23 protein-coding genes are annotated in these 22650 nt (G+C 68.4%); 6 read left to right on the top strand and 17 right to left on the bottom strand.

Annotation, left to right across the window (positions count from 1 at the left end):
* Nucleotides 1-2: 2 nt before the first annotated feature.
* The 8 genes from L687_RS39675 to L687_RS39710 form a co-directional block, all read right to left on the bottom strand.
* Entirely contained in the window at nucleotides 3-830 is an 828-nt protein-coding gene (locus L687_RS39675; RefSeq protein ID WP_021201407.1) for an ABC transporter permease, read from the bottom strand.
* The gene (locus L687_RS39680; RefSeq protein WP_021201408.1) at nucleotides 827-1906 is read right to left on the bottom strand and encodes an extracellular solute-binding protein; all 1080 of its coding nucleotides are present in this window, start codon (nucleotides 1904-1906) and stop codon (nucleotides 827-829) included. The genes L687_RS39675 and L687_RS39680 overlap by 4 nt, the downstream gene beginning before the upstream one ends.
* Before the next feature lie 41 nt (nucleotides 1907-1947).
* Nucleotides 1948-2418: a DUF3830 family protein gene (locus L687_RS39685; RefSeq protein WP_017829890.1), complete on the bottom strand. Its 471-nt coding sequence runs from the start codon at nucleotides 2416-2418 to the stop codon at nucleotides 1948-1950.
* The gene (locus L687_RS41690; RefSeq protein ID WP_021201409.1) at nucleotides 2415-3173 is read right to left on the bottom strand and encodes a gamma-glutamyl-gamma-aminobutyrate hydrolase family protein; all 759 of its coding nucleotides are present in this window, start codon (nucleotides 3171-3173) and stop codon (nucleotides 2415-2417) included. The genes L687_RS39685 and L687_RS41690 overlap by 4 nt, the downstream gene beginning before the upstream one ends.
* Nucleotides 3170-4660, bottom strand: a complete 1491-nt coding sequence (locus L687_RS39695) for an aldehyde dehydrogenase family protein (RefSeq protein WP_021201410.1) — start codon at nucleotides 4658-4660, stop codon at nucleotides 3170-3172. Before L687_RS39695 ends, L687_RS41690 begins: the two co-directional genes overlap by 4 nt.
* A 115-nt stretch (nucleotides 4661-4775) precedes the next feature.
* Nucleotides 4776-5801 carry an Lrp/AsnC family transcriptional regulator gene (locus tag L687_RS39700; RefSeq protein ID WP_021201411.1) on the bottom strand — a complete coding sequence of 342 codons (1026 nt, stop codon included), beginning with the start codon at nucleotides 5799-5801 and terminating at the stop codon, nucleotides 4776-4778.
* 98 nt (nucleotides 5802-5899) lie between these two features.
* Entirely contained in the window at nucleotides 5900-6541 is a 642-nt protein-coding gene (locus tag L687_RS39705; RefSeq protein WP_152525982.1) for a hypothetical protein, read from the bottom strand.
* A gap of 138 nt (nucleotides 6542-6679) precedes the next feature.
* A complete protein-coding gene (locus L687_RS39710; protein WP_021201413.1) occupies nucleotides 6680-9226 on the bottom strand; it encodes a purple acid phosphatase family protein in 2547 nt (848 codons plus the stop codon).
* 283 nt (nucleotides 9227-9509) lie between these two features.
* On the opposite strand from L687_RS39710, the gene L687_RS39715 reads away from it, so the two are divergent.
* Nucleotides 9510-10937 carry a CCA tRNA nucleotidyltransferase gene (locus L687_RS39715; protein WP_021201414.1) on the top strand — a complete coding sequence of 476 codons (1428 nt, stop codon included), beginning with the start codon at nucleotides 9510-9512 and terminating at the stop codon, nucleotides 10935-10937.
* Between the two features lie 6 nt (nucleotides 10938-10943).
* Here L687_RS39715 and L687_RS42935 read toward each other — a convergent pair whose 3' ends face one another.
* The 3 genes from L687_RS42935 to L687_RS39730 are packed head-to-tail and all read right to left on the bottom strand — an operon-like array spanning nucleotide 10944 to nucleotide 12287.
* Entirely contained in the window at nucleotides 10944-11336 is a 393-nt protein-coding gene (locus L687_RS42935; RefSeq protein WP_046399039.1) for a PIN domain-containing protein, read from the bottom strand.
* Entirely contained in the window at nucleotides 11323-11670 is a 348-nt protein-coding gene (locus L687_RS42940) for a FitA-like ribbon-helix-helix domain-containing protein (RefSeq protein WP_021201416.1), read from the bottom strand. The genes L687_RS42935 and L687_RS42940 overlap by 14 nt, the downstream gene beginning before the upstream one ends.
* A gap of 47 nt (nucleotides 11671-11717) precedes the next feature.
* On the bottom strand, nucleotides 11718-12287 hold the full coding sequence (locus L687_RS39730) for a dihydrofolate reductase family protein (protein WP_021201417.1): 570 nt from the start codon (nucleotides 12285-12287) through the stop codon (nucleotides 11718-11720).
* Between the two features lie 70 nt (nucleotides 12288-12357).
* Between L687_RS39730 and L687_RS39735 the strand changes: the two genes are divergently transcribed.
* The 5 genes from L687_RS39735 to L687_RS42015 all read left to right on the top strand — a co-directional run bounded on the left by L687_RS39735 (nucleotide 12358) and on the right by L687_RS42015 (nucleotide 16958).
* The gene (locus L687_RS39735) at nucleotides 12358-12924 is read left to right on the top strand and encodes a TetR/AcrR family transcriptional regulator (protein ID WP_021201418.1); all 567 of its coding nucleotides are present in this window, start codon (nucleotides 12358-12360) and stop codon (nucleotides 12922-12924) included.
* Between the two features lie 76 nt (nucleotides 12925-13000).
* Nucleotides 13001-14329: a GAF domain-containing protein gene (locus L687_RS39740; protein WP_021201419.1), complete on the top strand. Its 1329-nt coding sequence runs from the start codon at nucleotides 13001-13003 to the stop codon at nucleotides 14327-14329.
* Nucleotides 14330-14438: 109 nt separating this feature from the next.
* On the top strand, nucleotides 14439-15989 hold the full coding sequence (exaC, locus tag L687_RS39745) for an acetaldehyde dehydrogenase ExaC (RefSeq protein ID WP_021201420.1): 1551 nt from the start codon (nucleotides 14439-14441) through the stop codon (nucleotides 15987-15989).
* Between the two features lie 67 nt (nucleotides 15990-16056).
* Complete coding sequence (locus L687_RS39750) at nucleotides 16057-16458, top strand: DUF779 domain-containing protein (protein WP_021201421.1); 402 nt, start codon at nucleotides 16057-16059, stop codon at nucleotides 16456-16458.
* Complete coding sequence (locus L687_RS42015; RefSeq protein WP_152525983.1) at nucleotides 16455-16958, top strand: HIT family protein; 504 nt, start codon at nucleotides 16455-16457, stop codon at nucleotides 16956-16958. Before L687_RS39750 ends, L687_RS42015 begins: the two co-directional genes overlap by 4 nt.
* 13 nt (nucleotides 16959-16971) lie before the next feature.
* On the opposite strand, the gene L687_RS39760 is transcribed toward L687_RS42015, so the two are convergent.
* Genes L687_RS39760 through L687_RS39785 form a run of 6 tightly spaced genes read right to left on the bottom strand, consistent with a single transcriptional unit; the run spans nucleotide 16972 to nucleotide 22610 of the window.
* A complete protein-coding gene (locus tag L687_RS39760; protein WP_021201423.1) occupies nucleotides 16972-17727 on the bottom strand; it encodes an ABC transporter ATP-binding protein in 756 nt (251 codons plus the stop codon).
* Nucleotides 17724-18521, bottom strand: coding sequence for an ABC transporter ATP-binding protein (locus L687_RS39765; RefSeq protein ID WP_021201424.1), 798 nt, complete (start codon nucleotides 18519-18521; stop codon nucleotides 17724-17726). The genes L687_RS39760 and L687_RS39765 overlap by 4 nt, the downstream gene beginning before the upstream one ends.
* A complete protein-coding gene (locus L687_RS39770) occupies nucleotides 18518-19378 on the bottom strand; it encodes an ABC transporter permease (protein WP_021201425.1) in 861 nt (286 codons plus the stop codon). The genes L687_RS39765 and L687_RS39770 overlap by 4 nt, the downstream gene beginning before the upstream one ends.
* Nucleotides 19375-20337: an ABC transporter permease gene (locus L687_RS39775; RefSeq protein ID WP_021201426.1), complete on the bottom strand. Its 963-nt coding sequence runs from the start codon at nucleotides 20335-20337 to the stop codon at nucleotides 19375-19377. Before L687_RS39775 ends, L687_RS39770 begins: the two co-directional genes overlap by 4 nt.
* 52 nt (nucleotides 20338-20389) lie before the next feature.
* A complete protein-coding gene (locus tag L687_RS39780) occupies nucleotides 20390-21886 on the bottom strand; it encodes an ABC transporter substrate-binding protein (RefSeq protein ID WP_021201427.1) in 1497 nt (498 codons plus the stop codon).
* Nucleotides 21887-21914: 28 nt separating this feature from the next.
* Nucleotides 21915-22610: a DUF1684 domain-containing protein gene (locus L687_RS39785; RefSeq protein ID WP_021201428.1), complete on the bottom strand. Its 696-nt coding sequence runs from the start codon at nucleotides 22608-22610 to the stop codon at nucleotides 21915-21917.
* Between the last annotated feature and the right edge of the window lie 40 nt (nucleotides 22611-22650).

Here is a 22650-nt window from a genome sequence, read left to right on the forward strand (position 1 = left end):
GGTCACACCTTCTGCTTCCCGAGTCGGGACGTCGCTGCGAGCACGAGCATGACCCCGGCGAACAGCAGCACGGCCTGCGCGGCCGCGAACGACCAGTCGAGGTTGGTGGTCGCATCGATGTAGATCGTCTGCGCGAACACCGGGATCTGCGCGCCGCCGATGAAGCGCGGGGTGATGAACGAGCTCACCGACAGGACGAAGACGAGCGAGGCGCCGGCGACGATGCCGGGGATCGCGAGGGGGAGGACGACGTGCCACAGTGTGCGCCAGAATCCGGCGCCGAGGGTGCGTGCGGCCTCCTCCAGTTGCGGCCGGATGCCCGAGATCACGCCGAGGATGCTCAGCACCGCGAACGGGAGGAGAACCTGCACCATCGCGATCACGACACCGGTCTCGGTTCCGAGGAAGCCTTGGGTGCCGCTCACGAGGAACTCGGCACCGGGGATCTTCATGAGGAGCCCTGACGGTCCCATCAGGACCACCCACCCGAACGTGCGGACGACGACGCTCGTCATGAGCGGGAGGATCACGACGATCAGCAGGAACGAGCGCACCTTGGATCCGGCGCGCGCCATCACGTAGGACAGCGGGATGGCGATGAGCAGGGTGATCACCGTCTGGATCACCCCCAGGCGGAGCGAGCGCAGCGCCGCCTGGAGGTGATACTCACTCGTGAACAACCGGGTGAAGTTGTCGAGGGTGAACCCGCCTGCCGACGATTGCACGCTCATGAGGAGCATGCCAGCCACCGGGGTGATGAAGGCGAGCGCGAGCAGCACGATCGCCGGCAGGAGCAGGAGCCAGGGCTCCCTACGGGTTCGCACACTCATTTGGTGATCAGCGCATTCCACTCATCGGTCCAGGCCGGTCGCGAAGCCGCGACATCGCCCGGAGCGTAGACGACGACCGTCTCGAGCTCGTCACCCGTCAGCACCGCGTCCGCAGCCTCGTCGGAGAGCTCGGTCTTGGTGTTGACCGGCGAGTACCGCATGTTCTCCGCGAAGACGGCCTGTGCTTCGGGGCGCAGTTCGAAATCGATGAAGAGCTTCGCGAGGTCGGGGTTGTCCCGGCCCTCGACCACGTTCGCCGTGATGAGGGAGGCGGTGACGCCTTCTTCCGGGACGATGAACTCTACCGGAAGGCCGGCGTCCTGCAGCGTGCCGGCGTAGTCCATCGCGTACGGTGCGAGCCACGTGTCGCGCTGGGCGAAGGCGGTCTGCAGATCGGGCGAGGTCGGGACGACGATCGCGTCGCCCGAGGAAGCCAGGGCCCCGAGATCGCTGATCGCCTGCGACGGGTCGTCGATGCCACCACCGAGCGCGTCGGCGACCCGGAGCATCGAGAGCACGCCGTACGTGTTCGAGAAGTCCGTGAGGGCGACGTGCCCTGCGTAGGCCTCGTCGAACAGATCCAACCACGAGGTGGGTGCCGGCGCATCCGCCTCGGTGTTGTACACGAGCCCGATCGGCGCGAGCTGGATGACCGGGCCTTCGCCCCGTTCGAGTCCGGCCGTGGCCAGGTCGATCAGGTCGCCGGTCTCGGAGAGTTCGTCGGCGGCGATCGGCGCGATGAGACCGTCTGCGGCCGCGGTGAACTCCTGCCCTCCGGAGAAATGCACGACGTCGATCTGCGGGCTCGCCTTCTGGGCGGTGACCTGCGCGAGGGCGTCGGCGCTGTACAGCGTGATCAGCTCGACCTTCGCCCCGGTCTCCTCCTCGAAGGGATCGACGACGGCCTCGATGAAGGCCTTCTCCCAGTCGCCGCCGAACGACGTGACGACGATGGTCTCGCCGGCGAACTCCTTGTCGCCGGACGATGCGCTGTCGTCACCGGCAGCACAGCCGGCGAGGACGAGGGCTCCGGTGGCGACGAGCGCTCCGGTGGTGAGGATTCTTCGGGTATTCATGCACTGCTCCTTCGGGATGGGTCCAGCACTGAGTAGACGCCTTAGACCAGGCGTCCGATGGTGAGCTGCTTGGCTCCGTCGATGCGGATCGCCGCGCTCTCCTTGGCGAACTCCGCGAGTCCTTCGGTGATGCCGCCCCAGATGTTGACGGGTGTCCATCCGAGCGGGCCGAGAGTACGGGCACCACGATCGTAGAAGACGCCGATCTCGTACCACTCGAACGGCAGCCCACCCATCTGCATGGGTCGCTGCCAGTACCACTGCAGATCACCCGGTGCGGGCACGACCTGCTGGTTCTCGAACGGCACCTTCTCGGGGTCGAAGTTCTGAGCCTCTTCGGGGAGCCCGACCATGACCTCCGGTCCGGCATACATCGCGTGCATCGCCTGCATGGTGACCGGCTTCTCCAGCGCACCCCACATGGCCTCGCACGTGCGAGGGGCGAGGTCCTCGAACAGGGTGGCGACGGCGCGGACGCCGTTCTCGTACTCGAGGAAGACCTGCTTGGTCATCGTGTTCCTTTCTCCGCAGCGGGGTGTTCCGCTGCTCGTTCGCGGGCGGCCGAGACGAACGCCGTGAACAGCGGCATCTCCTCTGCGGCCTCATCGGGGTCGATCATCTTCTCGGGGTGCCACTGCACTGCCCAGAAGGGCCAGTCGTCGTCGGACTCGACGGCTTCGACGATCCCGTCCGGCGCCCAGGCGACGGAGTGGACACCGGGGGCGGGAATGTCGATCGACTGGTGATGGATGGTGTTCACGATCCGCTCCCGCGTGCCGTAGAGGGCGGCGAGCCGGCTCCCGTCCGCGAGGACGATCGGATGCCGGGCGGCGAGCTGCTGGTCGGCGGCGCGCACCGGCTGGTGGTGTTCCGTGGTCGGGATATCGATCACGAGGGACCCGCCGAAGGCGATGTTGCTCACCTGCAGTCCGCGACAGATCGCGAGTACGGGGACACCGCGCCGGCGTGCCCCGAGGGCGAGTTCGATCTCGAAGCCGTCGCGCGAGGGGTCGTAGTTCTTCCCCTCCTGCGGTTCGGCACCATAGCGCGAGGGGTGCACGTCTTCGCCGCCGGAGAGCACCAGCCCGTCGAGGCGGTCGAGCACCTCGTCCACGCTCGCCGTCGGAGGGAGGAGAACGACGGCACCGCCGGCCGCTTCGATGGGGGCGGCGTACTCCGTTCCCAGGGTGTGCGCCGCGCGGCCGGCCCCGAGATCGGTGTCGATGAACCGGCGCCAGGTGGTGATGCCGATGAACGGGCGCGTCATGAGAGCTCGATCCAGGTGGTCTTCAGATCGGTGAACTTCTCGAGCGCGTGCAGGCTCTTGTCGCGACCGAATCCGGATCCCTTGACGCCGCCGAACGGGATCGTCATGTCGCCCTCTTCGAAGCAGTTGACCCACACGACGCCGGCGCGCAGGCGCCGAGACAGGGTGTGCGCGGCGTTGAGGTCGGTGCTCCAGAGCGCGGCGGCGAGTCCGAACTCGGTGCCGTTCGCTATCTCGAGGGCGTCTTCGACGTCGTCGTAGGCGATGACCGAGAGCACGGGGCCGAACACCTCGCGCTGCGCGACCTCGTGCTGGGGAGTGACGCCGAGCACGACCGGGGCGAAGTAGCTGCCACCATCGACGGCGTGGAACCGCTCGGGGCTGCCGGCCGCGAGTTCGCCGCCTTCCGCCTGGGCGCGCTCGACGAAGCCGGCGATGCCCGCGAGCTGCCTCTCGCTGACGATCGCGCCCATCGAGGTCGTGACCTCGAAGGGGTCGGCGGGAAGGGTCGTGCGTGCGACGTCGGCGGCGATCTCGAGGGCACGGTCCCGCTGGGCGCGGGGAACCAGCAGACGCGACGAGGCCGTGCACATCTGGCCCTGGTTGTAGAAGCAGCCGTCGGCGGTGGCCCGCACCGCGCGCTCGAGGTCGGCATCCGGCAGCACCAGGCTCGCGGTCTTGCCACCGAGCTCGGGCCAGACGCGCTTGCCGTTCGACGCCGCCGAATAGCCGAGGAACTTGCGGCCGACCTCGGGCGAGCCCGTGAAGGTGACGACGTCGACGTCATGGTGCTCGCCGAGAGCACGGCCGGCGACCTGGCCGGTGCCGGGTGTGACGTTCAGGACGCCGGAGGGGATCCCGGCCTCGTGTGCGAGCTCGGCCAGACGGAGCGCCGAGAAGGTGGTGTGCTCGGCGGGCTTGAGCACCACGCTGTTGCCGACCGCGAGAGCGGGGGCGAGCTTCCAGGCGGTCATGGTCAGGGGGAAGTTCCAGGGCACGACGGCCGCGACCACTCCCGCCGGTTCGCGGGTGACGAGCGCGAGGCTGCCCGGGGCGGTGACCGGCATCTCGTCGAGGACCTTGTCCGCAGCCTCGCCGTACCAGCGGAAGCAGTTCACGACGGCGCGGAGCTCGGTCTGCAGCGCCTCGCGCAGGGGCTTGCCCATCTCGAGCGAGATGGTGAGGGCGAGCTCTTCGGCGTTGTCGTGGATCCTCTGGGCGAACGCGATCAGCAGCTGTCCACGCTCGCGGGGAGCGATCCGCGACCAGATCCCGGAGTCGAATGCCGCGCGCGCCGAGCGCACAGCACGGTCCACATCGCCCACCGAGGCTGCGCTGATCGGCGGGAGCGTCCGTCCGTCGCGCGGGCTCACCGGCGTCAGTGGCTCGGCCGAGCCCTCCTCCCACGCACCGTCGATGAACAAGCGCGTGCGCAGGGGCAGCGTCGCCGCGCGATCCGCCCAGTTGTCTCCCGTTGCCGTGAACACGGTCGTCCTCTCCAGGGGTGATGGCCCTGGAGAGGATACTTGCCCTATTTCGCCACTAGGTCAAGCGTTGAAGAACGATCTCGCCATTTCGTTACATGTCAGTAACAGAATCAGACTATAGGCGGATGGCGCCGGTGGGCATGTCGTTCGCCAGTGCTTCGGGTGCCTCATCCACGATCAGCGACCCACGCAGCACCGGCGTGATGACGACCAGCGACTCCACGACCTCGAGGCCTTCGTGGCCCGCCACGGCCGGCCCGGTGAGGAACTCGTAGAACTCGTCGGCGTCTTTCACGAGCACGTTGGCGAGCAGTTGCGAGGTGCCGGTGGTCGCGGCGATGAACTTCACCTCGGGCGCTGCCGCCAGGGCGGTTCCCACTCTCTCGAGGCGCGCCATCGGCACCCGGAGCCAGACGAGCGCCTCCAGTCCCAACCCGAACAGACTCGGCACGACCTCGGTCCGCGGATGCATCAGACCGCGACGGCTCAGGGACTCCATCCGGCGCCGGGTGGTCGTGACGTTCAGTCCCAGCGATCGGGCAAGCTGAGCGACCGGCATCCGTCCGTCCTTCAGCAGCAGCCGGATGAGCGCCTCTTCGTCCGTGCTCAGAGAATCGGCGGGGTCGACCTCGGATCCGGACGACTCGTCGAGCATGCGCGCCTGCTCGTCGGTGAGCACTCCCGCGCGCCAGTCGTGCCCCGAGCGGAAGAACTTCAGCACTGTCGTGACATTGATCGAGTCAATGCCGTCGAGCTCGGGGAAGTCGGTGAAGAGCAGCTCGCGGATGGAGGCGTCATCGTGGGGGAGCAGCATTCCGGCGATGTCGCTGCTGCCCTCGAGCACCGAGACCGAGGACGCGTCCGCCCGCCGCGCGAGCGTGCGTGCCACGTGCCACAGGGCATGGGGCTCGGTCGTGATGCGGAACAGCACCGCGCGGGCGTGTAGGACGCGGGCCGGGTCGACGTAGGTGGAGACGCGGACCAGTCCTCGATCCAGCAGCCGTTGGCCTCGACGGGCGACCGTGCGCTCGGGCAGATCGACCACGCGAGCGATCTCGCCCCACGACGCGCGGCCGTTCACCTGCAGGGCCGCGGCGACGATCCGATCGGTCTCGTCGGCGATCACATCATTCGCGGACACTTGCTCTCCTTCACCGGGGACGGACTCGGGTGAAGGTTATCTCAGTCGGCGGTTCCGTCAGGCGATGGGGAGTCTTGTCGGCAGCGTCTGGATTCGCGTCAGATGTCGCTGAAGTCGTTGCCTCCGCTGCTGAGGCGGGTCACGACATCGCCGGTGATCTTGAGGTCGATGTACTCCACGCCGACTTCTCCGGGATTCACGAGGGATGACGTGCCGGGAACCTCTCGCACGCCGATGCTCAGGTAGTCGGCGACGCCGTCGCCGTCTTCATCCCAGCCGTCCACCGCTCCTGCGGCCATCGCCTCGGCGCGCGTGGAACCGATGCCGATGCCCTCCGGGGTGCGGAATATCACACCGGGGGCATCCGCCGACACGACCAGGTCGATACGGGTCTCGCGGACCGTCGCCTTCGTGCCCTGCCAGTCGTATCCGGAGTACACGGCGCCGTAGGGGCCCTCGACGGTTCCTTCCGTCGGAGCCGATCCGAAGGCGTCGGTGAGGGCGGCGACAGCGCCGTCAGGGTCGTCGTACGCGATCACGGCGCCGTCGTCGACCGAGAGGCCGTCGACCGAGATCTCGACGACCCGGTCCGCAAGCGTGGGGGACGGAGAGGCGACCGGCGACGATGACGATGACGGCGTCACCGAGCCGTCTGTGCTCGCCGGGGCGCAGGCGGTGAGCGAGAGGCCCAGGAGTGCGGCTGTGGCCGAAGCGAGGATGAGGCGAGAGTGAGGGCGCATGTCCACAGCGTAGGGGTGTGTGGAGGAGGGGATGGCTCCCCGTGAGCAGCGGAATCCGCATCGTTATCGATGGGATATCTGTGCAGGGAAAGAGGGTGCCGGCCTGTCCGAAGACGGCACGGCACCCTCTCGTGCGGACTACTCCGCCTCGGTCGTCTCCACCGCGGCGTGGCGGCGACGACGGCGCATCGCGAACAGGCCGAGGCCGGCGGCGAGGAGCACGACGGCTGCGACGATGTACGGCGCGCTGTCGGCACCTGTGGTGGCGAGGTCGCCGCCTGTCGAGCCGCCGTTGCCCGGTGCCACCGCTCCGCCACCGGCTGCCGCTGCGACGGTGAGGGCCGCGGTGACTTCGGTGCCGTCGGGCAGGATCACCGCGAGCGTGTGCCCGCCGGCCGGGGTGTTCGCCGGGATCGTGACCGTGCGCTGGAAGGATCCGTCCGCACCGGCGGTGGCGGTGCCCAGCTGCACCGGGTCGGACCGCAGCTCGAGTCGCAGCTGCGCGCCCTCCGCGAAGCCGCTGCCCGATACCGTGACCGTGCCGCCGGCCTTCACGGATGCCGCGCCGAGCTCGACCTTGGCCGGAACTTCGGGCTCCGGCGTGACCGGAGGCGTGACGCCGGCCTCGGTGACCCACTTCTCCCCGGCATTCGACTTCGTCACGGTGAACGTGTCGTAGACGGCGCCGACGGGGAGGTCGGTGGTCGCGCCCGGCTGCTTCTCGGCGAGGTACGAACGGTAGACCAGCTGATTCTTCGACACGTCGATGACCTGGTACGTGGTGACACCCTGGCCACGCAGCACCTGGGTGGCGCCGTTGTTGGTCCAGACGTTCTTCTCGGGGATCTCGAGGTCGTAGTGCTTCGCGCCCGAGTTCGACACGACGTAGACCGGGCCGGTGGTGAGGCCGGTGGTCTCGGTGGCATCGGTGTTCACGTAGCCGCGAGCGTAGGTGTGGTCGTGGCCCATGAGCACCAGGTCGATGTCGTTGCGCTGGAAGACCGGGAGCCACTCGGCGCGCAACACCGGCTCGTCGCGACCCTCGGATGCCGAGAACACCGGCTGGTGGAACGTGACGACGTTCCACTTCGACGGGCTGTTCTGCAGCAGCAGGTCGAGCCAGGCGCCCTGGAAGCGGGTCCACAGCGTGCCGATCTGGGACGACGGGCACTCCGTGCCCGTGCAGGACGGGAGTCCGGCCGGGGTGAGGAAGGTCGTGTCGCGGGTGGCGTTCAGCGTGATGAAACGCACGCCCTGGTAGTCGGTGTAGTACGCGGTCTCGGCGGCGAACGAGCTCCAGTGGTCGAAGAACGCGCGGTACTGCTGCGCCACGGCGGAGTCGCCCTTGGCGAGGTCGGCCAGCTCGCCGATCGAGCTCGTCGACGGGTTGTTGCGCGGGTATTCGAACGCGGCCTTCCACGCCGTGAGCAGCTTGTCGCCCGAGTATTCGTGGTTGCCAGGGGCGGCCATCACGTTGGTGCGGACGGCCGAGTCCTTCATGCCCTTGAACCAGTTGACCCACTCGTTCTCGTTGCTCGACGTGTTGATGAGGTCACCCGCGTGCACCGAGCCGATCGACCGGGGCGCGGCGGCTTCCGCCTGCTTCACGACGCTCGGCCACGTGGTGTCGAGGCCGATCTGCGCGTCGCCGTAGTAGATGAACTGGAAGTCGGTCGCGGACGGATCCGCGGTGCGGAAGGTGAACCAGTCGCTCCAGCTGCCCGGGAGGCCGACGCGATAGCGGTACTCGGTGGCGGCGGTGAGGCCGGTCACGGTGGCCGAGAAGTGCTTGTTCGGGTTGCCGTTCACGACACCCGCGTCATATGCGTCGACGGTGCGGGTCTCGCCGCCCGCCGAGGGCGCGATCTCGACCTGTCCGACCGTGTGCGAGGAGTCGCCGGCGAGCCAGGAGAACGACTGCGAGACGGCAGGCTGCTCGGTCGGGGTGAGGATGACGCGGGTCGGCGGGGCGACGACCGGGGTGCCGGGGGCGGATGCCTTGACCAGGGTCAGCGACGACATGTCGAAGAAGATGTCGGAGCTGGTCTCCCGGTCCTGGAACAGCGAGACGGCGATCGTGTTGGTGCCGTCGTGCAGCAGGTCGCCTTCGGCGCTGAACGTGCTGGTGAGCGGGTCGCCGTTGCCGTCTCCCGCGTACTCGACGTTGGTGGTGTCGGTGATGCGGCCGTCGACGTAGCGGGCGACCTCTTCGCCGTTGATCCAGACGATGATCGCGTCGTCGTACGTGATAGTGCTCTGGAGGGCCGCGACCTGCTCGGCGACGCCCGCTTCGAGCTCGAAGGTCGTGCGGAAGAAGTAGGTCGGGACGGTGGGGGCCGCCGTGCCGTCGAGGTAGTGGTTCAGAAGGGTCTTCGGCGTCTGCGGACCGACCGGTGCGAGCTTCCCGCCCTTCGCGCCGAACGAGCCGGCAGCGGTCTTCCATGCACTGTCGTCATAGGCGGGCAGCGTCCAGTCACGGAGCGCCGCCGGTGCGGGAGACGGGTCGGAGCCGTCGTCGAGGTAGTGCCAGGAGGTGTCGCCGGTGATCAGCGATCCCGTCGGCACCTCGGGGTCGGGTGCGGCGAGAGCCGCGGGGGCGACGACGGCGCCGCCGAGCAGGGCGAGGAGCGCGACGGACGTCAGTCCGCGACGCCGCCACCGCACCGCAGGGGTGGGGGAGGTCATGTCAGTCCTTCGAGGTGGGGTTTCCGTGCTCAGCCGCACGAGGCCCCTCCACCCCATCGAAGACGGATGACCGGCGTCTGACCCCGAAGGGAAGGGTGGGTGAACTCCGCGACCGACGCTCCTTCGGCCGAAACGGAGACCGACGTCGCGGGGACCGGCGTGTCGAGGGGTGGCGCGCCGGCGCGCGGGCGGACGGTCTGGGTTTTCGCAGAAGGGCTCGGAGAAGAGGCAGGGGCAGCAGACTGCCCCGGCACGAACGGCTCACCCCGGTACGCTGGAACCCATGCTCAATATGGCTGACGGCCTCGCCCGTCTCGGTGCGCTCGCCGAGAATCCGGTCGTCCGCACCCTCGCGACGGCGTTCGAGGAGGCCGGCTTCGATCTGGCCGTCGTCGGTGGTCCGGTGCGCGATGCGCTGCTCGGACGCGTGACCCATGACCTCGACTTCACGACCAACGCCTCGCCCGACGAGATCCTGACCATCGTCACGCCGATCTCGACCGCCCAGTGGGACATCGGCCGGGCGTTCGGCACGATCGGCGCGCGCGTGCAGCGCGAACAGGTCGAGATCACGACGTATCGTGCCGACAGCTACGACGGTGTGACCCGCAAGCCCACGGTGGAGTTCGGCGACACGATCGACGGCGACCTCGTGCGCCGCGACTTCACCGTCAACTCCATGGCCCTGCAGGTGCCGTCGGTCAAGCTCGTCGACCCGACCGGTGGGGTGGAAGATCTGATCGCGGGTGTTCTGCGCACCCCGGCGGACCCCCGGATCTCATTCGGCGACGACCCCCTGCGCATGCTGCGCGCCGCGCGCTTCAGCGCCCAGCTCGGCTTCCGCGTCGAAGAGGCCACGGCCGAGGCGATCGCCGAGCTCCGCGAGACGCTGAAGATCGTGAGTCCGGAGCGCATCCAGTCCGAGCTCGTGCGCCTCATGCAGACCGAAGACCCGGTGCGCGGGATCCGCGTGCTGGTCGACACCGGGCTGATCGACGAGTTCCTGCCCGAGGTCACCGAACTGCGCCTCGAGGTCGACGAGCACCACCACCACAAGGACGTCTACGAGCACTCGCTCACCGTGCTCGCCCAGGCGATCGAGCTCGAGCACTCCCGGCACCCCGGCGCCGCGCCCGACGTGCCGCTGCGCATCGCGGCACTCCTGCACGACATCGGCAAGCCGCGCACCCGCAAGCTCGAGGCCGGGGGAGTGGTCACGTTCCACCACCACGATGTGGTCGGGGCGCGCATGGCGCGCAAGCGGCTGCAGGCGCTGCGCTTCGACACCGAGACCACGAACGCCGTCGCCACGCTCATCGAGCTGCACCTGCGCTTCTTCGGCTACGCCGAGGGCGCCTGGACGGATGCGGCCGTGCGTCGCTACGTGCGCGATGCCGGCGATCTGCTGGAGCGCCTGCACATCCTCACCCGCGCCGACGTGACCACGCGGAACAAGCGCAAGGCCGGTCGTCTCGCGAGCGCCTACGACGACATCGAGTCGCGCATCGCCGCACTCCGCGAGCAGGAGGAGCTCGACGCGATCCGTCCGGAGCTCGACGGCAACCGCATCCAGCAGGTGCTCGGCATCAGCCCCGGACGCGAGGTCGGCGAGGCGTACCGGTTCCTCCTCGACCTGCGCCTGGACGAGGGCGTGCTCGGGCCCGATGTCGCCGAGCAGCGGCTTCGGGAGTGGTGGGCCGCGCGCGGCTGACCTGTCTCAGCGCAGTTCGGGGACGATGATCTCGACGTCGCCGGACACGAGCTCGAAGTCCTTCGGGTTGAAGGTGAGGAGGGCGGCGCCGAGTGCGTAGGCGTGCCCGGCCAGCATGAGGTCCTTGCTCCGGGCATGTGCGGGACGGGTCAGGATCACCTCCGACGCAAGGCGGGCGTATCCCTCCGCGGCTGCCCGATCGAACGGGAGCCAGTCGGCTTCGAGGAGTGAGGAGAGGCGCATCAGTTCGTTGCGGCGGCTGCGGCGAAGAACCGGATCCGTCGCACGCTCGACTCCGAGCTGAAGTTCGGCGTAGACGATGGCGCTCAGAGCCACGTCGTCCGGGGGCAACTGCACGCTGTCGAGCTGGATCAGCACGTTCGTGTCAAGAAGAATCACGACTCTCCCACGGGTCCCGGAGCGGTTCGAGGAAGAAGGGATTCGGCCTGTCCGCCTCCAGCTCCGCCGCCCATTCCCGACGCATCCTGTCTTGTTCCGGGGTCGACGGGTTCGCTTCCACCCTCGCCATGATCTCGCTTGATGGGACCGACCACCGGCGCGGACGGGCCATCCGCTGCGCCAGGTCGGCTTCGAGCCCGCTCGCGCTGTTCTTCGCCAATCGCGTGAGCACGTCGCGCACCTCGGCCTCCATCGAGCGGGAGTTCTGTCGGGCACGCTCCTTCAGCGCGTCGACGACATCGTCGCTGAGATTCCGGATGGTCACGGTCGCCATATCCCGCCTCCTGACAGCAGAATGCTAGCAGGAAGATCTCTCTCGCATCACCCCTCGCGCCGACGCTCCAGCTCGGTGAACACCACGCCGCTTTCGTAGGCGACCGTCTGCACGGCGTCGAACCTCTCGGGGCGATACGGGCGCTCACCGAACAGGGGAATGCCCGAGCCGAACAGCAAGGGCTGTCGTTTGAGGACGAGTCGGTCGATCTCGTCGGCGAGTGTCGCCGCCAGGGCGCCCCCGCCGCAGAGCCAGATGGCGGCGCCATCTTCCTGTTTCAGTCGCCGCACGACGTCGATCGGATCCTCGGCCGTGACGACGAGGCTCTCGCCCTCGGCCGTCTTCGAACGACTGAAGACGATCTGTCGCAGGTGACGGTAGGGGCTGGAGACCCCGCCGACGGCGTAGGTGTTCCACCCCATCAGCACCGTGTCGAAGACGTCGAGGTTCTGTGCGATCCCGAGCGCTGCGGCCGCGGCGGTCGGGAGGGTGTCGGCGAAGCGCCGATTGATGCCGTCCATGTGGTCGCCCTCGACGAGGAACGCGTCGAACTCGCCGTTCGGGCCGGCGATGTAGCCGTCGAGGGTGACGGCGGCGTAGTACACGAGTTCTCGCATGATGCTCCAATCACTACACTTGTCGCAGTTACAGTACAACAGGCGTAGTGATTGCGCTAGTCTTCTTCCCATGGTCAAGAACGACTCCCGGCGGCGGGCGATCGCGGATGCGGGACTCACGGTGCTCGCACGGGAAGGGTCGAGAGGTCTCACGCACCGCGCGGTCGACGTCGCCGCGCGGGTTCCGACCGGCACCACATCGAACTACTTCCGCAGTCGGAACGCCCTGATCGAGGGACTCGTCGAGCGAATCGGAGAGCGTCTCGCTCCTACGACCGAGGATCTCGAGCGCCGCGCGAACGTGCCACCCGGCCCCGCGCTGTTCGCCGACTACATCCGCGACATCGTGCGAAGGCTGACCGAGGATCGAGACGTGACGCTCGCCCTGTTCGAGCTGCGACTCGAAGGCGGCCGACGCCCCGAGGTCGCCGCCGTGCTGGGCGCCTGGCAACGTGCCGGCTTCGACGGCGACATCGCCTTCAACACCTCGGCAGGGCTCCCGGGCGGACGGCGCGAGATCGCGCTTTTCCACTACGCGATCGACGGACTGCTGCTCGACCGGCTCACCACGCCGATCGATCCGGACACCTCGACGGACGAGGTGATCGACGACCTCGTCGCCGGCCTCCTCCGTTGACGCGGTGAGGTGTTCCCTCGGGGCCGCGCTGCTCGTACACTGAGGCAACGCACGCTCTCGACGATCGGAGACCGCTGTGTCTGCGCCGTGGCAGGTATCCCGCGAGTCCCTCCCCCCGACATCGCGACTGCTCATCGAGCGTGCGCACGAAGAGCTGCTCGCCGGCAATCTCGACGACCGGCGCCTGCAAGAGGTGCGCCCCCTCGTCCGCGAGTCGTGGGAGAGGTCGTGGCGCGGTCGGGTCGGACCCGAAGGCGCTCCTCCGCTCGAACTGGTCAGCGACGAGCTCGAGGCCTACCGCCTCGCCCACCCTCTCGCCTCGGTGATGGACATGATCCGTGCGCTGCTGCTGCCCGGCGAGGCGGAGGACACCGGAGTGATCATCGCCGTCGGCGACCAGGCCGGACGCCTGCTCTGGATCGAGGGGGATGATCAGCTGCGCTCGCTCACCGACGGCATGGGCTTCGTCGCCGGTGCGAACTGGTCGGAGGATGCCGTCGGCACGAGCGCCCCCGGAACCGCGCTCGCCCTCGGCCAGTCGGTGCAGATCCGCGGCGCGGAGCACTACAACCGCCTCGTGCATCCGTGGTCATGCACGGCTGCACCCGTCCGCGACCCCGAGACGCAGCGTGTGCTCGGAGTCATCGACATCACCGGAGGCCCCGAGGTGGTCTCGCTGCAGGCGCGACTGCTGGTCGATGCGACGGCCCGCGCGGTCGAGTCGGAGTTGATGGTGGCTCGTCTGCGCCGACGGAGCGAGGAGTCCCGGCCGCGAACCAGCGTGACGAAGGGACGCATGCCGGCGACCGCGCGCGCGACGCTGCATGTGCTCGGCCGGGATCGAGCCCGCCTGGAGACCGAGTCCGCACACGACGAGTCCATGATCGAGCTCAGCGCACGCCACGCGGCGATCCTGCTGATGCTGGCCGTGCACCGCCAGGGTCTCTCGGCCGAGCGCCTCTGCGAGCTCGTCTACGGCCCGGGCGTCTCGCCCGACACGCTCCGCCCGGAGATGGTTCGCCTGCGCAAGGTGCTCGAGCGCACGGCCCCCGATCTGGTGCCCGAGTCGCGCCCGTACCGCCTTCCCGTCGCCCTCGATACCGACGCACATGACGTGCTGTCACTGCTCGATCGCGGCGCGCACCGGGTGGCGCTCACCGCCTATCGGGGTCCGGTGCTCCCCGAGTCGACCTCGCCCGGCGTCGAGGAGTTCCGGGAGTCGGTGAGGGGAGCGCTCCGCGAAGCGATGCTGTCCGAGGCGAGTCTCGACGTGCTGCTCTCCTACGCAGAGATCCCCGAGGGGCAGGGAGATGCCGAGGCACTCCGTCTCGCGCTGGAGATGCTCCCCGCCCGGTCGCCGAAGCGCGCAGGGCTCGTCGCGAGGATCGAGCGCCTCGAGGCCTGACCGCGGCCTGCAACCGGGCGCAACGTTGCGCATCGGGGCGCAACCCCGGGCGACCTACCTTCGGAGAAGAGCCGCTGCACCGACGCGCGGCCCCGTCGAAGGAGACCCCATGAGCATCGTCGAAGAAGACGTGTCCCTCGCCTACGCGGCCCCGGGCCAGCCGGGCGCCCTCGCGAACTACCGGCCGCGCTACGGCCACTACATCGGCGGCGAGTTCGTCGAGCCCGTGAAGGGCCAGTATTTCGAGAACGTCAGCCCCGTGAACGGCAAGGTCTTCACCGAGGTCGGTCGCGGCACGAGCGAAGACATCGACCGGGCCGTCGAGGTCGCGTGGCAGGCGTTCGCGACCTGGGGCAAGACCAGTCCTGCCGAGCGATCCGTGATCCTCAACAAGATCGCCGACCGGATCGAACAGCACCTCGAGGAGATCGCGGTCGCCGAGACCTGGGAGAACGGCAAGCCGGTGCGCGAGACCCTCGCCGCCGACATCCCGCTCGCCGTCGACCACTTCCGCTACTTCGCCGGCGTCCTGCGGGCGCAGGAAGGCGGCATCAGCCAGCTCGACGAGAACACCGTCGCGTACCACTTCCATGAACCGCTGGGTGTGGTCGGGCAGATCATCCCCTGGAATTTCCCGATCCTGATGGCGGTCTGGAAGCTGGCGCCCGCGCTCGCCGCGGGCAACTGCGTCGTGATCAAGCCCGCCGAGCAGACACCGGCATCCCTGTTGTTCCTGTTCGAGATCATCGGCGACCTGCTGCCGGCCGGCGTCGTGAACATCGTGAACGGGTTCGGTATCGAGGCGGGCGCTCCGCTCGCGCAGCACAAGCGCATCCGCAAGGTCGCCTTCACGGGCGAGACCACGACCGGTCGCCTCATCATGCAGTACGCCTCGCAGAACCTGATCCCGGTGACGCTGGAACTCGGAGGCAAGAGCCCCAACGTGTTCTTCGAAGACGTCGCGCGTTCGACCAGCGATCCGTTCTACGACAAGGCGCTCGAGGGCTTCACGATGTTCGCGCTGAATCAGGGCGAGGTCTGCACCTGCCCCTCGCGCGCACTCATCCAGCGGTCGATCTACGACGGCTTCCTCGCCGACGGGCTGGAACGGGTCGCGAAGGTCGTGCAGGGCAATCCGTTGGATCCGGCGACGATGATCGGCGCGCAGTCGTCGAACGATCAGCTCGAGAAGATCCTCAGCTACATCGACATCGGCAAGCAGGGCGGTGCGCGACTGCTCACCGGTGGCGAGCGGGTCGATCTCGGCGGCGATCTGAGCGAGGGCTTCTACGTCGCACCGACCGTGTTCGAGGGCACCAATGACATGCGCATCTTCCAGGAGGAGATCTTCGGGCCGGTGCTGTCGGTCACCTCGTTCGACGGCTTCGACGACGCGATCTCGATCGCGAACGACACCCTCTACGGACTGGGTGCCGGCGTGTGGAGCCGCAGCGGGGACACGGCTTATCGTGCAGGACGAGCGATCGAGGCCGGACGCGTCTGGACGAACACGTATCACCAGTACCCGGCGCATGCGGCGTTCGGCGGGTACAAGCAGTCGGGCGTCGGGCGCGAGAACCACAAGATGATGCTCGACCACTACCAGCAGACGAAGAACCTCCTCGTCTCGTACGCGGAAGGGCCGATGGGCTTCTTCTGAGCTCGATCCCCGGGCGGGCGCTGCTCCCTCAGCGTCCGCCCGGCTCCCTCCCCGGAAGGCGGCAGTCATGGTCAGCATCGGCACCTATCAGCGCGTGGACGTGACGGAGGCGGCGGCCGCACTCGTGCGTGAGCTGACCGCACAGCACGGGCCGCTCATGTTCCACCAGTCCGGCGGCTGCTGCGACGGCTCTTCACCCATGTGCTATCCGATCGGGATGTTCATCACGGGGCCGGGCGACGTGCTGCTCGGTGCCCTCGACGTCGGGCTGCCGCAGACGGTGGAGGTGTTCATGTCGGAGTCGCAGTTCGAGTACTGGAAGTACACGCACCTGACCATCGACGTGGTGCCGGGGCGCGGTGCGGGTTTCTCGGTCGAAGGCCCGACCGGGATGCGATTCCTGATCCGGTCCCGGATGCTGAACGATGCGGAGCTGGAGTACTTCGGCTTGTCGACGCGAGCGGTGTGAACGGCGCGACGGAGGCTTCTGGTTACGATGAGCCGATGTGGTGGACGGACGAGCAGTGGTCGGAGCTCATCGATCCCGCGCGGTGTGGCATGTGCGGCGACGCTCACCTGGAGGAGAACGAACACAGCATCCTGGTGGGTTCCACCGAGGCCACGTACTTTCGTCTCGTGCGAAATCAAGCTCACGCCGGTTATTCCGTGGTGATTCTTCGTGAACACGTCACCGACCTCGATCGGCTCGATGCGCTCCAGCTCAATGCTTTCTGGCACGACGTGCAGCGCGCGGGGAAGGCGGTCGGCGCGGCGTTCACGCCCCGAAAGATCGACTACCTCGTGATGGGGCATCGCGCACCGCACCTGCACTGCCATGTGTTCCCGCAGCATCGAGACGATGACCCGCTTCGGAATGTGGATATCGCGGAGGGGCCTGTGTACCTGTCGGCGTCCGAATTGGATGGTTCCGTCGCCGCTCTTCGCGAGACGTGGCGGGACTTCGCCTGACCCCGCCCGGTGCTCAGCGCGGCAGCCGCGGCACGGCATCGACCAGAGCCCGCGTGTACGGGTCCTGCGGTTTGTGCAGCACGGCCGGGGTGGCCCCCTGCTCGACCACGCGGCCGTTCTGCAGCACGAGCGTGCGATCACAGGCCGAGGCGATCGCGGTCAGGTCGTGCGACACCATCACGAGCGACAGGCCGTTCTCGCGGCGCAGCCGGTCGAGCAGCTCGAGCACCTGCACGCGCGTCGTCACGTCGAGGGCGCTGACGGGTTCGTCGGCGAGCAGCACCCGGGGGCGTGAGACCACGGCGCGCGCGATCGCGATGCGCTGGCGCTGCCCACCGGAGAACTCGTGCGGATAGCGGCGCGCGGTATCGGCGGGAAGTCCGACGGAGTCGAGCGCCTCGGCGATGCGGCGTTGTGCATCGGCGCCGGATGCCAGACCCAGCGAACGGAGCGGTTCGCCGATGATCCGGTCGATGCGTTGGCGCGGGTCGAGAGACGAGTACGGGTCCTGGAACACCGGCTGCACGCTCGCGCGGAAGCGACGCATCTGCGCCCGGTCGCGCAGTGCGAGCGGGGCATCCTCGAACAGCACCTGTCCATCGCGCGGGGCGGCGAGTCCGAGCAGCAGTCGCAGGATCGTCGACTTGCCCGCACCCGATTCGCCGACCAGGCCGAGGGAGTCGCCTTCGTCGATGCGCAGCGACACGTCGTCGAGCACGCGGCGGGACCCGTAGGCGAAGCCGGCACCACGCAGTTCGAGCAGGCTCATGCGCCGACCTCCCCGGCGTCGAGGAAGGCGTCGAGTGCACGGGCGCTGTCGACCAGCATCCTCGTGTACGGCTCGGAGGGCTCCTGCAGCACCTGCGCGACCGTGCCTGCTTCGACCACGAGTCCGTCGCGCAGCACGACGATGCGATCGACCATGCGCGAGACGACGGCCAGATCGTGGCTGATGAACAGCAGCGCCATGCCTCGTTCGTCGACCAGGCGTTCCATCAGCGCGAGCACCCCGTCCTGCACGGTCACGTCCAGTGCAGTCGTCGGTTCGTCGGCGATGAGCAGTTGCGGGCGAGCCGCGAGGGCGACGGCGATCGCCACCCGCTGACGCTGGCCACCCGAGAGCTCATGCGGGTAGGCGCGTGCGATGCGGGCGTCGGACAGGGAGACCTCGTCGAGGGCCGCGGCGACGGCGCTCTTCAGCTCTGCCCCGCGCAGCCCGAGATGGCGGCGCAGCGGTTCGGCGATCTGGCGGCCGACCTTCATCAGCGGGTCGAGCGCGGTGAGGGGCTCCTGGAACACGATCTGCGCGACGGGTCCGCGCAGCGGGCGGAGGTCGGCGTCGCGGGCGTCGATCACCTGGTGGCCGTCGAGCAGCACCGAGCCCGACGCGCTGAGGGCATCCGGCAGCAGCCCGGTCACGGCCAGGGAGGTCAGTGATTTGCCCGAGCCGGACTCACCGATCAGGCCCAGGCGCTCACCGGGCGCGAGGGAGAAGGCGACATCGCGCACGAGGGTGCCCGCGCCGGAGCGGACCGTGAGGCCGGAGACGTCGAGGATGCTCATCGGCTCCTCCTGCGGGTCGGGTCGGCCAGGTCACGCAGACCGTCGGCGAGGAAGTTCACGCCGAGCACGAGCGCGATGATCGCGACACCGGGAGCGATGGCGCCGACGGGGGCGGTGAGCACGGTGCCCTGCGCCTCCTGCAGCATCCGCCCCCAGGAGGCGTTGGGCGGCGGTGCCCCCAACCCGAGGTACGACAGGCTCGCCTCGGCCAGCACGGCTGCGCCGAACTGCAGCGCCAGGCTCACGGCGAGGGTAGGGGCGATGTTCGGAAGCACGTGCTGGAACACGATGCCGAGCACGCCGGTGCCGCTCGTGCGCGCGGCGGTGATGTACTGCTCCTGCAGCACGCGACGCGCGAGGATGCGCGTGAGGCGGGCGACGACCGCCGACATCGCGAGTCCGATCGCGAGCACCGCCGACCACAGCGACGCTCCCTGTACGGCGACGACCAGCATCGCGAGCAGGAGGACGGGGAACGCGATCACGACATCCAGTCCGGCGGAGAGGGTGTCGTCGACCCAGGGGCGCGCGAATGCGGCGAGAAGCCCGACGACGGTGCCGAGGATCGCCGCGATCGCGACGGCGCAGGTGCCGACGATGAGGGCGATACGTGCGCCCCACATCAGCTGCGAGAACAGGTCGCGTCCGAGTCGGTCGGTGCCGAGCAGGTGCAGGGCGCTGGGCCCCTCGAGACGGCCGCCGCTGGTGTCGGCCAGCGGATAGGGGAGCCAGAACAGGGAGACCAGGGCGATCAGCACGATGATGCCGGTGAGGACGATCCCGATCAGCAGGGTCGCCTTCGGCCGCCGGCGCACGGGCACGGACGCGGTGATCAGCTGTTCGGCGACGCGGCTCATCGGTTCCCCGAGACGCTCGTGCGCAGGCGCGGGTCGATCAGGCGCTGCACGATGTCGGCGGCGAACCCGACCAGCAGCACGAACAGGGTGCTGACGACGAGGACGCCCTGGATGACCTGGAAGTCATGCTGCTCGATGGCCGACAGCAGCAGGCTGCCGAGTCCCGGAAGCGTGAAGACGCTCTCGACGACCACCGCGCCGAGAAGCGTCGTCGACAGTTCGATGCCGAGCACCGCGACGACGGGCACCGCGCCGTTGCGCACCCCATGCCGGAGCAGAGCCTCACCCATGCCGGAACCACCGGCGCGGGCGGTGCGCAGATAGTCGCTGCCGAGCACGTCGAGCGTCGCCGAGCGCACGTAGCGGCTCAGGGAGGCGCTCATGACGATCACGATGGTGAGGATGGGCAGCGCGAGCGAGCGCAGTGCATCCGCCGGATCTTCCCAGTCCTTGCGGGGGAATCCGCCGGACGGCAGAGCACCGAGGCCGAGCGCGAACACCCAGACGAGCACCACGCCGACCCAGAACACGGGGACCGCGACACCGAGCTGCGCGAAGCCCGAGAGGGCGATGCCGTACCAGCGGTCGGATTTCACGGCGGCGGTGATGCCGATGACGAGGGAGACGAGCAGCGCGATCGTGAAGGCGATGAGGGTGAGCGGGAGCGTCACGGCGAGACGGTCGGCGATGTCGGGCCCGACGGGGCGCGAGCTCAGGAATGATTCACCCAGATCGAAGCGGAGTACCTGGCTCGCCCACGTCGTGAACTGCTGCAGCAGCGGCTGGTCGGAGCCGACCTGAGCGCGCGCGGCATCGATCTGCTCCGGGGTGGCGTTCACCGAGAGCAGGGCGTTGGCCGGGTCGCCGGGAAGCAGGCGCAGCAGAACGAAGATCGCGACCATCGCGACGACGAGCGATACCGCGAGGAACGCGAGGCGGCGCAGGAGGTAGGCGAGCATGGCTTCTCAGGATGACGTGGGGGATGCCGACGCGCGGCATCCCCCACGAACGTCAGGACTTGACGATGTCGTAGGCGAAGAACTGCGAGTTCAGGCCGTTGACCGGGTACCCGCTGAGATCGCTGGAGGCGACCACGATCTGCGGGTACAGGTACAACCATACGCTCGCGGCATCCGCGGCGATCTTCTCGTTGACCTGCTTCAGCAGGGCCGTCTGCTCGTCGGTCGTTGCGGCCTGCTCGGCCTGGGCGACCCACTGCTGCACGTCGGTGTCGTTGTAGCCCCAGTAGAAGTCGGGGTTGCCGTACCAGACCACGTCGCGGTCGTTCACGTGCTCCTGCAGAGTGGCCTCGAAGTCCTGCTCCTTGAACACCTTCGTGTACCACTCGTCGGCGCTGATCGTGTTGATCTCGACCGTGATGCCGACCTGGGCGAGCTGCGACTGCAGGAACTCCGCCACGGCGGGGTGCGGGTCGTAGCTCGGGGTGTCGAGCGTGAACGTGAAGCCGTCGGCGTAGCCGGCCTGCGCGAGCAGATCCTTCGAGAGCTCGACGTCGTAGGGATTCACGGAGGTGAGGTCCTCATACCAGGGGTCGGTCGGCGGCACCATCGACCCGATCAGCGTGCCGTAGTCGCCCCAGATCGACTCGAGGAGCTTCTTCGTGTCGATCGCGGAATAGACCGCCTTGCGCACGAGCGGGTTGTCGAAGGGGGCGACGCGGTCGTTGAAGGCGAGCAGCTCCTTCGTGGTCGAGGTGCCCTCGCTCACGACGTAGTCGTCGGAGTCGAACTGCGTGAGCGAGTCGGGGTTCTGCACACTGGTGATGACGTCGATCTCACCCGTGAGGAGTGCGTTGTTCTCCGCCGTCGCGTCGGTGAAGTACGTGTAGACGACCTCGCCGTTCTTGGCAGGCTCGCCCCAGTAGTCGTCCCAGCGCTGGAGGGTGAGGGTCGAGCCCTTCTTCCACTCGTCCAGCGTGTACGGGCCGGTGCCGTCTTCGGACGACGTGATGTCGCCGGCCTCGTCGTTCACGATCCAGACGTAGCTGAGGTTGTACAGGAACGAGATCGAGCGCTCCGACAGCGTGAACACGACCGTCTTGTCATCGGGGGTGGCGATGTCGGCGATGGTCTTGAAGCTCGACTTGCGGGCGGACACGGAGTCTTCGGCGGTGACGGCCTCGATGCTCGACTTCACGTCGGCGGAGGTGAGCGGGTCGCCCGAGTGGAAGGTCACGTCGTCGCGCAGCGTGATCGTGTAGGTCAGGCCGTCGTCGGACACCTCGGCGTCTTCGGCGAGGAGCGGTTCGACCTCGCCGTCGTCCGTGAGCCGGTACAGGCCCTCGTAGACGTTGCCGGTCAGCGCCTCGGTCACACCCTGGCCGCCGCCCTGCGTGTTGCTGAGGTTGGTGGGCTCGTACAGCGACCCGATGAGGATCGTGGCGTCTTCACTCGCGGTGGCGTCGTTGCTCGTGCCCGACGCGCAGCCGGCCACGAGGGCGAGCGTGGCGACGGCGCCGAGCGCGCCGAGGATGCGGGTTCTTCTCATGAGTACTCCAGGGTGAGCGAGTGCGGCGTCACGCCGCGTAGATGTCGAAGCCGTCGCGGAACACGACGTTCTTCTCGCCTGCTCGGATAGGCAGGGGGAAGCGGTTGGATGCCGGCGGCAGCGGGCAGTTGTACTGGGCGCTGAATCCGCACGGCGGCACGAAGGCGCGGTTGAAGTCGAGGACGACGGAGCCCTCGTCGTCGCGCAGCTGCACGAACAGGAAGCGACCGGATCCGTAGGTCTCCGAGCCGTTCGTCTCGTCGCCGAACACGAGCAACAGCGTGCCGCCGTCGTCGAACGCGGCGAGGGTGTACTCCTGGCCGTCGAGCTCGAGGCGGATGTCGCCCGGGACGACCAGATCACGGGTGCCGCCGTTGTCGCGGATGTGCTCGAACGACACGCGTCGATCACCGGAGACCGGGGTGAAGTGTCCCTCGAGCACCCACGCCGGGTCGTAATCATAGGTGTCGATGCGGTCGAAGGCGCGGATGGCGGGGGCGTCGGCATCCCAGACGCGCAGCCCGTGCTCCGCCTGACCCGTCTCGATGTTCGTGCGCTCGATCGGCGTCACGGTCACTGTGCCGGCCGCGGCGCGCTGTTCTGCCTCGACATCGGGGCGCTCACCGGTCCAGCGGGTCTCGACCAGGGCGAGGTTGCCGGTCGGCGACGTGACGGCGGCGCGGCGCTCGGTCTGCCAGTGGGTGTGTTCTTCTCGTTCAGACATCGCTTTCAATTCTCTTGCATGCAGAAGGGGGCGGGGTCGG

The organism is Microbacterium maritypicum MF109 (assembly GCF_000455825.1).
Taxonomy (GTDB): domain Bacteria; phylum Actinomycetota; class Actinomycetes; order Actinomycetales; family Microbacteriaceae; genus Microbacterium; species Microbacterium maritypicum_A.

What these genes read in the sequence shown, in the direction of transcription:
- L687_RS39675 (WP_021201407.1), bottom strand. Translation starts at nt 830, where the DNA reads ATGAGTGTGCGAACCCGTAGGGAGCCCTGGCTCCTGCTCCTGCCGGCG.
- L687_RS39680 (WP_021201408.1), bottom strand. Translation starts at nt 1,906, where the DNA reads ATGAATACCCGAAGAATCCTCACCACCGGAGCGCTCGTCGCCACCGGA.
- L687_RS39685 (WP_017829890.1), bottom strand. Translation starts at nt 2,418, where the DNA reads ATGACCAAGCAGGTCTTCCTCGAGTACGAGAACGGCGTCCGCGCCGTC.
- L687_RS41690 (WP_021201409.1), bottom strand. Translation starts at nt 3,173, where the DNA reads ATGACGCGCCCGTTCATCGGCATCACCACCTGGCGCCGGTTCATCGAC.
- L687_RS39705 (WP_152525982.1), bottom strand. Translation starts at nt 6,541, where the DNA reads ATGCGCCCTCACTCTCGCCTCATCCTCGCTTCGGCCACAGCCGCACTC.
- L687_RS39710 (WP_021201413.1), bottom strand. Translation starts at nt 9,226, where the DNA reads ATGACCTCCCCCACCCCTGCGGTGCGGTGGCGGCGTCGCGGACTGACG.
- L687_RS39715 (WP_021201414.1), top strand. Translation starts at nt 9,510, where the DNA reads ATGCTCAATATGGCTGACGGCCTCGCCCGTCTCGGTGCGCTCGCCGAG.
- L687_RS42940 (WP_021201416.1), bottom strand. Translation starts at nt 11,670, where the DNA reads ATGGCGACCGTGACCATCCGGAATCTCAGCGACGATGTCGTCGACGCG.
- L687_RS39730 (WP_021201417.1), bottom strand. Translation starts at nt 12,287, where the DNA reads ATGCGAGAACTCGTGTACTACGCCGCCGTCACCCTCGACGGCTACATC.
- L687_RS39735 (WP_021201418.1), top strand. Translation starts at nt 12,358, where the DNA reads ATGGTCAAGAACGACTCCCGGCGGCGGGCGATCGCGGATGCGGGACTC.
- exaC (WP_021201420.1), top strand. Translation starts at nt 14,439, where the DNA reads ATGAGCATCGTCGAAGAAGACGTGTCCCTCGCCTACGCGGCCCCGGGC.
- L687_RS39750 (WP_021201421.1), top strand. Translation starts at nt 16,057, where the DNA reads ATGGTCAGCATCGGCACCTATCAGCGCGTGGACGTGACGGAGGCGGCG.
- L687_RS39760 (WP_021201423.1), bottom strand. Translation starts at nt 17,727, where the DNA reads ATGAGCCTGCTCGAACTGCGTGGTGCCGGCTTCGCCTACGGGTCCCGC.
- L687_RS39765 (WP_021201424.1), bottom strand. Translation starts at nt 18,521, where the DNA reads ATGAGCATCCTCGACGTCTCCGGCCTCACGGTCCGCTCCGGCGCGGGC.
- L687_RS39770 (WP_021201425.1), bottom strand. Translation starts at nt 19,378, where the DNA reads ATGAGCCGCGTCGCCGAACAGCTGATCACCGCGTCCGTGCCCGTGCGC.
- L687_RS39775 (WP_021201426.1), bottom strand. Translation starts at nt 20,337, where the DNA reads ATGCTCGCCTACCTCCTGCGCCGCCTCGCGTTCCTCGCGGTATCGCTC.
- L687_RS39780 (WP_021201427.1), bottom strand. Translation starts at nt 21,886, where the DNA reads ATGAGAAGAACCCGCATCCTCGGCGCGCTCGGCGCCGTCGCCACGCTC.
- L687_RS39785 (WP_021201428.1), bottom strand. Translation starts at nt 22,610, where the DNA reads ATGTCTGAACGAGAAGAACACACCCACTGGCAGACCGAGCGCCGCGCC.